10 protein-coding genes and 1 pseudogene are annotated in these 12,120 nt (G+C 54.6%); 6 read left to right on the forward strand and 5 right to left on the reverse strand.

All coding sequences use genetic code 11. The features are described from left to right. Positions 1 to 7: 7 nt before the first annotated feature. Genes trpCF through SFC07_RS06590 form a run of 4 tightly spaced genes read right to left on the reverse strand, consistent with a single transcriptional unit; the run spans position 8 to position 4,679 of the window. The gene (gene trpCF / locus SFC07_RS06575; protein WP_411207427.1) at positions 8 to 1,432 is read right to left on the reverse strand and encodes a bifunctional indole-3-glycerol-phosphate synthase TrpC/phosphoribosylanthranilate isomerase TrpF; all 1,425 of its coding nucleotides are present in this window, start codon (positions 1,430 to 1,432) and stop codon (positions 8 to 10) included. A 2-nt stretch (positions 1,433 to 1,434) separates the two neighbouring features. Then, positions 1,435 to 2,475 (reverse strand): anthranilate phosphoribosyltransferase, encoded by a 1,041-nt coding sequence (gene trpD / locus SFC07_RS06580; protein ID WP_411207428.1) that lies wholly within the window; start codon positions 2,473 to 2,475, stop codon positions 1,435 to 1,437. Between the two features lie 21 nt (positions 2,476 to 2,496). Further along, positions 2,497 to 3,126, reverse strand: a complete 630-nt coding sequence (locus tag SFC07_RS06585) for an anthranilate synthase component II (RefSeq protein WP_411207429.1) — start codon at positions 3,124 to 3,126, stop codon at positions 2,497 to 2,499. After that, positions 3,123 to 4,679, reverse strand: coding sequence for an anthranilate synthase component 1 (locus SFC07_RS06590; protein WP_411207430.1), 1,557 nt, complete (start codon positions 4,677 to 4,679; stop codon positions 3,123 to 3,125). Before SFC07_RS06590 ends, SFC07_RS06585 begins: the two co-directional genes overlap by 4 nt. A gap of 520 nt (positions 4,680 to 5,199) precedes the next feature. Here SFC07_RS06590 and SFC07_RS06595 point away from each other — a divergent pair. The 4 genes from SFC07_RS06595 to SFC07_RS06610 are packed head-to-tail and all read left to right on the forward strand — an operon-like array spanning position 5,200 to position 8,315. Next, positions 5,200 to 6,009, forward strand: coding sequence for an ABC transporter ATP-binding protein (locus SFC07_RS06595; RefSeq protein ID WP_411207431.1), 810 nt, complete (start codon positions 5,200 to 5,202; stop codon positions 6,007 to 6,009). After that, a complete protein-coding gene (locus SFC07_RS06600; RefSeq protein ID WP_411207432.1) occupies positions 6,006 to 6,701 on the forward strand; it encodes an ABC transporter permease in 696 nt (231 codons plus the stop codon). The genes SFC07_RS06595 and SFC07_RS06600 overlap by 4 nt, the downstream gene beginning before the upstream one ends. Further along, positions 6,698 to 7,390: an ABC transporter permease gene (locus SFC07_RS06605; RefSeq protein WP_411207433.1), complete on the forward strand. Its 693-nt coding sequence runs from the start codon at positions 6,698 to 6,700 to the stop codon at positions 7,388 to 7,390. Before SFC07_RS06600 ends, SFC07_RS06605 begins: the two co-directional genes overlap by 4 nt. Before the next feature lie 4 nt (positions 7,391 to 7,394). Further along, positions 7,395 to 8,315, forward strand: coding sequence for an ABC transporter substrate-binding protein (locus SFC07_RS06610; protein WP_411207434.1), 921 nt, complete (start codon positions 7,395 to 7,397; stop codon positions 8,313 to 8,315). 152 nt (positions 8,316 to 8,467) lie between these two features. Here SFC07_RS06610 and SFC07_RS06615 read toward each other — a convergent pair whose 3' ends face one another. Continuing rightward, the gene (locus SFC07_RS06615) at positions 8,468 to 9,025 is read right to left on the reverse strand and encodes an SdpI family protein (protein WP_411207435.1); all 558 of its coding nucleotides are present in this window, start codon (positions 9,023 to 9,025) and stop codon (positions 8,468 to 8,470) included. Positions 9,026 to 9,285: 260 nt separating this feature from the next. On the opposite strand from SFC07_RS06615, the gene SFC07_RS06620 reads away from it, so the two are divergent. Together SFC07_RS06620 and SFC07_RS06625 are read left to right on the forward strand one after the other, a co-directional pair. After that, the gene (locus SFC07_RS06620) at positions 9,286 to 10,542 is read left to right on the forward strand and encodes a dicarboxylate/amino acid:cation symporter (RefSeq protein WP_411207436.1); all 1,257 of its coding nucleotides are present in this window, start codon (positions 9,286 to 9,288) and stop codon (positions 10,540 to 10,542) included. Positions 10,543 to 10,929: 387 nt separating this feature from the next. Beyond that, a pseudogene (locus SFC07_RS06625) lies at positions 10,930 to 12,041 on the forward strand (NAD(P)-dependent alcohol dehydrogenase). Positions 12,042 to 12,120: the final 79 nt, after the last annotated feature.

Here is a 12,120-nt window from a genome sequence, read left to right on the forward strand (position 1 = left end):
CTTACCTTTAGTAGTGGAAATTCGAAATAGTCTTAAAGATCTTAAGCAAAGCACCGGCATCCTTCGCGCCAGCCCACTGCCCTGCTCCAGCCGGGTATTCCACGCCAGAATTAATATCCAAACCGGCACAGCCCACAGCCAACGCAGCCTCGGCATTATCCGGGGAAATTCCGCCCGCTAACAACGCCTTCGCCTTCACCTCAGCAGGGATGGTGGACCAGTCAAAGACCTGACCACTGCCGCCATCATTAGCGTCCAAAACTAGCTTGTCGACGTCTCTCGCCACCGCCAGTGCCACCTCGGCGCCGAATTCAGTAGACATCGAAATAGCGCGCCAGACCTCAACGTCGGCGCCAACCTCGGCGCGAACGTTGGCGATGAGTTCCTTTTCGGCTGCCACGCTGCCCTGCAAGGGAGCGTGGATTTGTACGGCGAAGATGCCGTCGGAAAGCAATTCTTTATACCCGGAGGTGCGGCGGCTCACGGCCACGTAGCGCAGATTGGGCTCGGCGGCGATGATTTTTTGCGATGTTTCACGTGAAACATTGCGTGGAGAAGCCTCTTCAAAAATGAATCCACCATAAACAGCGCCAGCGGCACGAGCGGTCTGCGCTGCGGTTTCGAAGGTAAGTCCGCAGACCTTATTGGGGCCATAAACCAATTCGCGCGCAGCCAGATCCACGTTCTCCTGGCTGGTTAGCTGAGAGCCTACGAGGAAACCATTGGAGTGAGCGCCGAGCTGACGCACAGTTTCGGTATTGCGCACACCGGACTCAGAAACCAGCACCGCATCAGCAGGGATCAGCTTGGCCAAGCGGCCGGAACGATCCAGGTCGATGGAGAGGTCATGGAGGTTGCGGTGGTTAACGCCGAAGATCTTGGCGCCCAGCTTGATAGCGCGGGCAACTTCTTCCTCATCAATAACCTCGGTGAGTACATCCAGCCCGAAGCGCGCAGCCTCAGCGGAGAGCGCTGCGTACTCTTCATCGTCTAGGACAGAGAGCATGAGCAGAATGGCGTCGGCACCGAAATAGCGTGCGGCATGAATCTGAACGGGATCAATAATGAAGTCTTTGCACAGCACCGGCAAGTGGGTGGTGGCAGCGACGGTGGCCAGGTGGTTGTAATCGCCACCAAAGCGGTCCGGCTCGCATAGCACCGAGATGCCAGCGGCATAGCGGGAGTACACGCGTGCAATCTCGCCTGGCTGGTAGTGCTCGCGGATCATGCCTAAAGAAGGTGAGGCAGATTTGCACTCCATAATAAAGCGCGCCCCTCCCCTACCCTGGTTCAAAGAATCATAAAGGGAACGAGTGGACTTAGGCAGGCTGTTTACATCCACATGGGCAATACGCGCACGGATCTCCTCGAGGTGGCCGCGGCGGCCTTCCACAATTCCCTCAAGAACGGTAGGCAAATTACTATTGCTCATTCTTAGTTCTGCTCCTCTTCTGAGTAATCGATCTCCTCATGCTTTGCCAACCACTTCTCGGTGGTGCCATCGGCAAGCAAACCCAAGGCCTTTTCAGCGCCTTCCTTCAAGGTGGCAACATCGCCATTGAGGTAGAACATTGCACCGGCAGAAGCAGCCAAAGCATCGCGGTGTGCATCAGGGCCGGTGCCCGCAAAAGTAGCGCGCATAGCAGCAGCGTTTTCCGCGCCGACGCCGCCAACTAGATCAGCAAGATCATAACGGCCCAGGCCCAGATCTTCAGGCTCAATGCTGTAGTGAATGATCTCGCCGTCTTCCTTGAGCTCCCACATCAAGGTGGTGCCGTGCACAGCGATCTCATCGGTGCCAGCGCCGTGGACAACCAAGGCACGCTTACGGCCGAGTTCCTTGAAAACCTCAGCAATAAGCTGGCCGGACTCAGGACGAGCCACACCCATGATCTGTAGCTCTGGGCGGGCTGGGGAAAGCAAAGGTCCCAAGGTGTTGAAGATGGTTGGGAACTTCAGTGCCTGACGTACTGGCTGTACGTGTGCAATTGCTGGGTTATAAGCAGGAGCAAAAAGGAAGGTGAAGTTGGAGGCTTCGAACCACTTCACTGCGCGGTCCACATCCAGGCCCAAAGGAATATTAAGAGCCTCGAGGACGTCGGCGGAGCCGGACTTGGAGCTCACAGAACGGTTACCGCACTTGACCATCTTCACTCCGCCGGAGGCAGCGATCAGCGATGCGCCGGTGGTGACATTGATGGTGTTGGCGCCGTCTCCACCGGTACCGGCGGAATCCATAATGCCCTTGCCGGTGATGGGGAAAGGACGGCCAGCGGCAATAAAGGCCTTGGCAGCGCCAGCGATATCGGCGAAGGTCTCACCGCGGGTGCGGATGGTAGCCAACAAGGCGGCGATGTGGACGTCATCATATTCACCGACGGTCAGCGGGGTGAAAACCTCAATGGCCCCTTCCAAGGTGGGATTGTGATTGTCCAGGTAAGCGTTGAGGGTCTTCAAGGTTGCTGCAGAAGTCATAGTAAAAAGTATCTCCTTAAATTAGTTGTGCTGTAGTAGTGCTTCGACGCAGCGGCTCAAAATGATCGGGCCGGAGGGGCTGAGCACTGACTCAGGGTGGAACTGCAAGCCGATTGCCTTGCCATCGGTGGTGCTGGCAGCCATGATCACATCGCCGATCTTGGACTGGCAGGCACCGAGGGAAACAATTCCCTCCGGTGCCTCCACACAGCCCAAAGAGTGATAACGGGCGATGGGAACCTTGCGTCCAGGGATCTCAGGATGATCAGGTTCGACGTCGGTAGCCAAGCCCGCAAACACTGGGTGTGCTACGCCGGCGTCGGTGAGGATCATGTCATCGGTGGTGCCGTGGACTGGTCCACAGGGTTCCACGGTGCCGCCATGGTGCTCAATGAGCGCCTGGTATCCGAGGCAGATGCCGAGCAGTGGAATCTTGCCCAAGGTCTGCTCGATGAGCGCCATCATATTTCCAGCGGTGGCGGGATATCCCGGCCCCGGAGACAGGCAAATGAGATCGGGCTCGGCCGCCAATACCGTCTCGATGGGCACGGTATTGCGGAAGACGGTGCAGCGATAACCGGCCACCGCGAAGGCATCAACCAGGTTATAAACAAAGGAATCGTGATTGTCGATAAGAACTACGTGAGTCATCGGATGACCTCCAGGGTGGAACCAGCAGCAAGCGCGATGGCGTTGAGCACGGCATAGGCCTTGTGCAAAGTCTCATCGGCTTCGGATTGGGGGTTGGAATCGCGCACCACACCAGCGCCAGCCTGGACCGCAGCCACGCCATCCTGCACAAATGCCGAACGGATAACAATGCAATTATCCATGTCACCATTGCCGCGCAGGTAGCCCACTGCCCCACCGTAGGAACCACGACGACGCTTTTCGACGCCGCGCAGCAGCTCGGTGGCACGCAGCTTGGGAGCGCCGGTTAAGGTACCCATATTCATACACGCACGGTAGGCGTCCAGAGCATCAAGTTCGGGGTCCAGCTCTGCAGTCACTCGGGAGACCAGGTGCATAACGCGGGAATAGCGGTCTACCTGCAGGAGATCGGCAACCCGGCGCGTGGCTGGTACGGATACCCGAGCGAGGTCATTGCGGGCGAGGTCCACCAGCATGGTGTGCTCGGCAATTTCCTTGGCATCGGTGCGCATGTCCAGTTCATTGCGGATATCTAGTTCATCATTAATGGTGCCATCGGCATTAAGGCCGCGCGGGCGAGTACCAGCGATGGGATATAGCTGCAGCTGGCGATCCGCTGCCGTGAACTTTAGGTTGGATTCTGGGGAGGCACCAAAAAGTTCATAGGAACGGCCAGCGTTTAGTCCCCGGATATAGAACATATAAGGGGAAGGGTTGGTGGCGCGTAGCTGCAAATATGCAGCAAATGCGTCGGGGCAGGGAGCGCTAAAGGTACGGGCTGGCACTACTTGGTAGATATCGCCGTTGTAGATATTTTCCTTGAGATCGGTGATCTGCTTGCGGAATTCCGCATCGGGAATGTCGGCGTGCACCCGCAGGGTGTCGCCCTCGTGAAGGGTGACCTGATAGGCGTGCTCGCTCCCGGGGAGAGCGTCGTCGATAAGCGTGGCAAGCTGGTTAAGCTCGGCCTCAAGGGCGTCTGGATCGCTGGATACGCCGATGAGCTGCGCCGTTTGTTCTTCGTGATTGATGTCAAGCACGATTTCGGCGAGCAGGAATTGGTAATCGGGGAAGGTGTTGATGCTCTCCTCGACGGCGGGTAGCGCCTCGAAGGTTTCCAGATAATCAAAGGCAAAACCACCCATGAGCAGCGGCAATCCGGATTCCTGAACCTCGGATTCAAATTGCAGCTTGCGCAAAACCTCGATGGTGCTGGTGGCGGTGAGGCGTTCGCGCTCGTCGACGGCCTCAGAGACCGGGAAGGTGAAGGTGTTGTCGCCGTTGTGGTAAGCGCTGAGTTGCTGGCTCAGGCGTGCAATGACCCGCTCGCCGGAGATGGTTAAAGGCTCCGTGAGCACAGTTTGGCCGGTGCAGGTAATGCGCACCGAGCTTTTGAGAACGGCTAGGGATGAGAGACCGTTTTTGGTGGTGATATCTGCGCTTTCCAGGAGGGCTGAATCCGCTGCTGTGGTGCCACCGAGGTGGGCAAACAAGCTGGAGGCATCCTCGTGGTAGCGCACCGGGCGGGAAATAACCTGGGGGCTAGAGCTCATGAGAGCACCGCCTGCGCGTGGTGGGAGAACATTATTGGGGAAAGCCTTTCGCTGGGATATCAAATTACAACTCTAAAAACATCTAGCTTGAGCTTCATTCGAACCCGGGGCTTGCCGGTTGTGGCTTAAAAACCACAAAAGGCCCGCTTCTTCGCCGAACGAAGTACGAGCCGTGAAAAATCAACGTGAGGTGTCAGGCTCGCTTAAACAGCGCGCCACCACCACTGGGTGTCTTGGCAAGAGGTGCCATAAGGAAGACAGATTTTGTTCACAGAAGGCACTTTATCACGTGGTGGGAATTTTGTCTCACTTTTATGCGTAGGTATAGGTGTGGTGCCGTAGTGGCGCTGCGTGTGTGCTGCTTGGGGTCAGCTTGGGGTCAGCTTGGGTTGCTGCATTGAGATCCAGGTAGGGCGCTGTTGTTGCGCCGCTGTAGTTCCGAGGTGGCGCCGGGAAAATCCCGGTACCGTGTAAACCACCGGCATGTCTTTGTGCCAGACAAGGAGCCCGAGGTGTTCTTATGATCGAATTTGAAAATGTTTCCAAGTCCTATGCATCGGGCCGTAAGGCGGTGGATGGGGTTTCTTTTAAAGTTGAATCCCATACCATCACAGCCCTAGTGGGATCCTCCGGATCAGGTAAATCCACACTGCTCAGCATGGTTAACCGCATGATTGATCCTACCTCCGGCCGGGTGCTGGTGGATGATATTGATGTGGCCACTGTTGACCCAGTACACCTGCGCCGTTCTATCGGCTATGTGCTGCAAGCAGGTGGGCTCCTCCCCCACCGCTCGGTGCTCGACAATATTGCGACCGTGCCGGTGCTTAAAGGCGAATCCAAGTCCGTTGCCCGTGCCCGCGCGCTGGAGCTGCTGGAGGTAGTTGGCCTTGATGCATCCCTGGCACAGCGGTATCCCGCGCAGCTTTCGGGTGGCCAGCAGCAAAGGGTGGGCGTGGCCCGCGCCCTGGCCGCTGATCCCAATATTTTGCTCATGGATGAGCCTTTTGGTGCTGTGGACCCCATTGTCCGCATTCAGCTCCAACAGGAGCTCATCCGCCTGCAAAAAGAGCTGGGCAAGACCGTGCTCCTGGTCACCCACGACATCGATGAGGCTTTTACGCTTGCCGACGAGGTCGTGGTGCTGAGTCCAATGGGACAAATTGCGCAAAAGGGCACTCCTCAGAAATTGCTCTCTGCTCCGGCCAATGATTTTGTCTCCGAGTTTATCGGCCTTGGCTCTGGTTCCCGCACCTTGGAAGTGCATCAAGAAAACGGTGTGGACGTTGTTGTTGATGCCAGTGGCCGGCCCTTGGGGGTCATCAAATGACCTGGATATTCAATAACCTGGACTTAATCCTGGAGCTTGTGGGTGTGCACTTATTATTTGCCATCCCCGCGATTGTGCTGAGTCTTGTAATTTCCATTCCTTTGGGTTGGGCAGCCTACCGCTGGAAAATCGGTGGAGCAGCCCTCCTGACACTAATTGGTTTGCTTTACACAATCCCCTCTCTGCCTATGTTTATTTTGGTTCCAGCGTTGGTGGGAACCGATATTCGTTCTGGCTCCACCATGGTGATTGTGTTGACCCTTTATGGCATTGCACTGATGGTGCGCTCAGTGACCAATGGTTTTGATTCCGTACCGCCCGCAGCACTAAAAGCCGCGGAGGGAATTGGCTATAGTCCCCGCCAAAAATTTTGGGCGGTGCAGCTTCCACTGGCAGCGCCAGTGATTTTGGCTGGCCTAAGAGTTGTGGTGGTGAGCACCGTCAGTTTGGTCACTGTTGGAGCTGTAGTGGGAATCCAAAGCCTCGGCTATCTCTTTACCGATGGTTTCCAGCGCGGCATTATCGGCGAGGTACTTTGTGGCATTGTGCTGACAGTGGTGCTGGCGCTGCTGCTCGACGCTGCCTGCGTGCTAGCCGGAAAACTACTGCTGCCCTGGACTAATACTCCCGCAGGAGCGCCCACAGAGACCGCCGCAAAGGCGGCTACGACGGCAAAGGCGGATGTTCAATGAACCTCTTTGCCTTGAGTTTGCAATGGTTGAGCGACCCTGAAAATTGGAGTGGAGCAGGTTCCATTCCCATGCGTTTAGCAGAGCATATGGCAATTTCGCTGCTTGTGCTCTTCATCGCGCTGCTGGTGGCCTTTCCCCTAGGAATATGGATTGGACACCGTGGCCCTCGCGCCGGGCGCGCTAAAGAACGGGCTGGATCTGTAGTTACAGCCATCGCTGGTGCCGGCCGAGCAATCCCTACCCTAGGCCTACTTACTTTGCTGGGATTATGGCTAGGTATTGGCCTCATAGCTCCCATTATTGCGTTGGTGGTTTTGGTTATTCCGCCACTGTTGGCTGGATTTTATTCAGGAATTGCCAGCGTGGATCCAGCTGTGGTGAAAGCTTCCCGGGCAATCGGAATGACGGAATCTCAAATTATCCAACGGGTAGAACTACCACTAGCTCGTCCGGTAATTCTTGGTGGCATACGCTCGGCAATTGTGCAGGTGGTTGCCACTGCTACCTTGGCCGCATATACCGCCGATGCGGGTCTGGGTAGGTATATTTTCTCCGGTTTGAAATCTAGAGATTATGGAGAAATGATCGGTGGCGCCCTTTTAGTTATCACGCTAGCACTAGTAATCGAAGTAGTATTTTCTTTTGTCGGCTGGTTTCGACACCAATTTCATCAGCCTGGAAGGGCATAAGTTCATGAAAATTACACGTTCCCGACTCCTTGCCCCCGCGACAGTAGTCCTCTCCGCTGCCCTGCTTAGCGCCTGTGGCAGCAGTGACTCCCTGGAAGGCAGCCCCAGCGAGAGCGCTGCTGCAGGCGATAGCGCAATTGTTATCGGTTCCCAGGATTATTACTCAAATGAAATCATCGCTGAAATCTACGCCCAAGCCCTCGAAGCTGGTGGCTATGACGTTGAGCGTGACTTCCGCATTGGCCAGCGCGAGGTTTATGTCAGCGAAATTGAAAATGGCTCCATCGATCTTTTCCCTGAATACTCCGGTCCCTTGCTGCAGTACTGGGAGCCAAACACTGAAGCTCGCCTGAGCGAGGATGTTTATACCGCGCTCACCGAGGCTGCTCCTGAGAACCTTGAGATCCTGGAGCAAAGTGAAGCAACCGACCAGGATGCATATGTGGTTACCCGCGCCTTCGCCGATCAGTATGGACTGAAGACCATTGAAGATCTAGCAAAGGTAGACGTGCCACTGACCTTGGGTGGTAACTCCGAGGGCGAGAACCGCCCTAATGGCCCTAAGGGCTTGGCTTCTGCGTATGGCATTGAAGTAGGTTTCACCCCTATTGAAGACAGTGGCGGACCTTTGACCGTTAAGGCTTTGACGGACAATGAGATCCAGCTGGCGATCATTTACACCGCAGACCCCACTATTTCTGACAACGACCTTGTGGTGCTGGAAGATACCAAGGGTCTCTTCTTGGCTTCCCACGTGGTCCCAGTTGCAAGCGCTGATATGGATCCCGGCGCCCAGGACATTATCAACAAGATCAGCACCGAGATGAGCCCTGAGGAGCTCATCGCGCTGAACGCCCAAAGTGTTAATGACCAGGCAAATGCCGCCGATATCGCAGCCGGCTGGTTGGAAGAAAACCCCGTTTAAAAGCCTTAAAGCGCTTTTCGACGAAAAACTGGCGGTGCAGCATTTCTTGGGAGTAATCCCAAGGAATGTGCCATAGATTAATTCAAAAAAAGCAAAAAAGAATTCCCCCCACAATTTTTTCAGGTGGGGGGAATTCTGCTATTTGAAGCTAACTATTGCTTGTCGCTGTTATCAATCGCACGTCGCAATGCTGCGAAATCCACGCTGGGCTTGGGTGCAGCTTCCTCAGCGGTAGGCGCAATCGAATCGCCCTCTTGACCGGCTTCTGGATCTAGTGGCTTGGGGTGTGCATCGCGAGTAGCTTGAATTTCCTCGCGGTGGCGTTTGGCATCAACCATGGCCACAGTGTGAGCGCCCATGCCAGCACCCATGCCGAGGAAGACAAGTCCGGCAAGAATAGCCATGCCAACTACCAGCCACATCCAACCAGCCGCGGTGAAAGCAACCAATGCTGCGATAGCCCAGACAAGGCCGGAAAGAGCCCACAAGGGGCCAGCAACACGGTGCGCCATATCCCACAAGTCCTGGGATTTACGGACTTCTGGAACCCTAATTCCAAAAATCGGGTTGCCCGGTAACTTAGCTGTCCAGCCGAGTACGCCGACAACGAGGAGAACAACGGCGATAATGCCGCACAAGGTTCCTAAGATAATGCCAATCACCGTCATGCCAACAACTCTAATGCCCGAAACATTTCTGCTGATAATCATTGCGTAGCCCCGCGCCGGGGGTAGACACTTAGATAATTTCTATCGGTCGACACAGTTTGACCCTTTTTGAATAGGTCAGGCCCACAACGTGCAGTAATCTAACTCTCGAAGCAGTTGATTAGGTGATTTACCACAAATCCTCAATGCACATCAGAATTCTGGTGTTCGGGTGGGAGGTAAAAACCGGAATCACCTTGCAGACAACCTCATCTCTCGTGCCCCTTTGATAAAAGAGGCCCCGATAAAACGTAGGAACGACCATGGACATCAAGAGCTTAAGCTCGTCACTGCTGTTCCGGGTGGTCATCGCGATCATCCTCGGAATTATCTGCAGTCTCTTTTTCCCGGAGTGGCTTGCCCGGATCTTCACCACCTTCAACGGACTCTTTAGCAACTTCCTCGGATTCTTTATCCCCGTTCTGATCTTCGCTTTGATCGCTCCTGCAATTGCAGGTCTGGGACGTGGTGCAGGTAAGTGGCTGGGCATTGTCGCCGGCATCGCTTATGCCTCCACAATCCTTTCGGGTCTGATTGCTTATGGTGCTTCCCAGGCAATTTATCCTTGGTTGCTGGCTAACCACGCCGAGGTGGGAGCTGTTGACCTTGATGCGGATACCCTGCAGCCATATTTCAGCATTGAGATGGCTCCGCCATTTGAAGTGATGACTGCTCTACTCCTGGCTTTCTGCGTGGGTCTCGGCATGGCAGTGGTTAAGTCCGACAACCTTTATAAGGTCACTCATGAGCTAGAGCGCGTGGTTATGAAGGTAATCACCAGCTTTGTTATTCCACTGCTCCCAATCTTCATCTTCGGCATCTTCCTGGGCATGGGCATGAACGGTGGCCTGGTGGAGATCGTCTCCGCCTTCGGCAAGGTTCTGGTCCTCGCGATTGTCGGTACTTTCCTCTTCCTGGCTATTCAGTTCATCATTGCTGGCTCCATTGCCAAGAAGAACCCATGGAAGCTCTTTAAGAACATGCTTCCTGCGTACTTCACCGCGCTGGGTACTTCTTCCTCTGCTGCCACCATTCCAGTGACCTACCAGCAGACCTTGAAGAATGGCGTTGACATCAATGTTGCGGGCTTCGTAATTCCACTTTGTGCCACCATTCACCTGGCTGGCTCCATGATGAAAATTACGCTCTTCTCCTTCGCTGTTATCTTCCTCTACGACATGGATGTCTCCCCTGCCCTGGCAATTGGCTTCTTGCTCATGCTGGGTATCACCATGGTGGCTGCACCTGGTGTTCCAGGTGGCGCAATTATGGCAGCAACCGGTTTGCTCGCTTCCATGCTCGGCTTTGATGAGAACCAGGTGGCACTGATGATTGCCGCTTATATCGCAATCGATTCCTTCGGCACCGCTGCAAACGTTACTGGTGATGGTGCAATTGCCGTTATCGTCAACAAGTGGGCTAAGGGTCGTCTGCACGGCATCTCACTTGATGAGGTGGCAGCAGAAGATCGCGTTGAATTCGATATCACCCCAGGCGATGTAGAGGCTAAGCACTCCTAAAGTCTAAAAGTCTCAACTCGGGAATCCCCGATTCACCAATCACGGTGAATCGGGGATTTTTGCGCACAATTTTTAGTTGAAGCAGCAAGTTTTACACCATTTTGAAATGATACTTCGGTCACATTATTAGCTATTGGTATGACCACATCTTGGGGACCATGAGCTCTCTCAAAACCTCGGAATTTCCGCATTTGACCTGCAAATATTCTATGTAAGCTAAATTGTGAGTAGCCTGGCGATCAGATTTGCGTGGCTTGAGGAAAATAAACTTTCCAAAGCGTAAATCTAAAAATCGGCAACAAATTGAAAACTGAGTATGACTAGTTGACGTGTCATCTAATCCCCCTCTGGGGAGGCACGGAAACTCCCTTTAAAGGAAACAACAGCATGGAAATCACTGCAGCAGTTGCACGCGAGCATAATCACCCGCTCGTTATTGAAAATGACATCGAGCTAGATGAGCTACACGCAAACGAAGCTCGCGTGCGCCTTGTCGCAACCGGTATTTGCCACACCGACGCAGTCGTTCGTGACGGCATCTACCCCACCCCACTTCCGGCAGTACTGGGCCACGAGGGTGCAGGCATCGTTGAGGCAATTGGCGCAGAAGTAAAGAACGTCAAGGTTGGTGACCACGTCATTTTGGGTGCTGCTTACTGTGGTACTTGTACTCAGTGCCGTTCCGGTAACCCTGCTTACTGCTTGAACGTTTTTGATGAGGACTTCGGTGGCCACCGTCGTGATGGATCTACCGCACTGTCCAAGAACGGTGAGAAGATCTCCTCTCACTTCTTCGGTCAGTCTTCTTTTGCTACCTACTCCAACGTGGTGCAGGAAAGCCTCATCGTTGTTGACAAGGAAGCTCCACTAGAGCTCCTCGGACCTCTGGGCTGTGGCCTTAACACCGGCGCTGGCGCTGTGCTCAACGAGCTCAACCCAGATCCTGGCACATCCCTTGCAGTATTCGGCACCGGCGCTGTTGGTAGCGCAGCAATCATGGCTGCCAAGGTTGCAGGTTGTACCACCATCATCGCTTTGGACATCCACGATTCTCGCCTCGAGCTGGCCAAGGAACTCGGCGCAACTCACGTGATCAACTCCCGCAACGCTGATACCGTTGTAAGCAGATCATGGAAATCACCGGCGGCGAGGGCATTAACTTCGCAGTTGATACCACCGGTATTCCCCCACTGCTGAAGATTGCTGCTGAGGCTTTGGCCAAGCGCGGCACCCTTGCCACCGTGGCAGCTTCCAAGCCAGGCACCGAGGTTCCTTTCGAGATTGGTAACTCTCTGGTTAAGGGCTGGACCTTCAAGACCATCGTCCAGGGCAGCTCCGTTCCTCAGGTCTTCATCCCACGTTTGGTGAAGCTTTGGGAGCAGGGTCAGTTCCCATTCGACAAGCTGGTTAAGTTCTACGACTTCGAGGACATCAACCAGGGCTTCGAGGATTCCGCTAACGGATCCGTCATCAAGCCAATCGTTCGCCTTCCCCAGTAACCTCTAAAAGGGTTCGTCGAAAAGCGAAAAAACGTTGCCACCCAGGTACTTGTACCCGGGTGGCAACGTTTTATGCTTT

The sequence above is a fragment of the Corynebacterium callunae genome (genome assembly GCF_046592015.1).
Lineage (GTDB): Bacteria > Actinomycetota > Actinomycetes > Mycobacteriales > Mycobacteriaceae > Corynebacterium > Corynebacterium callunae_A.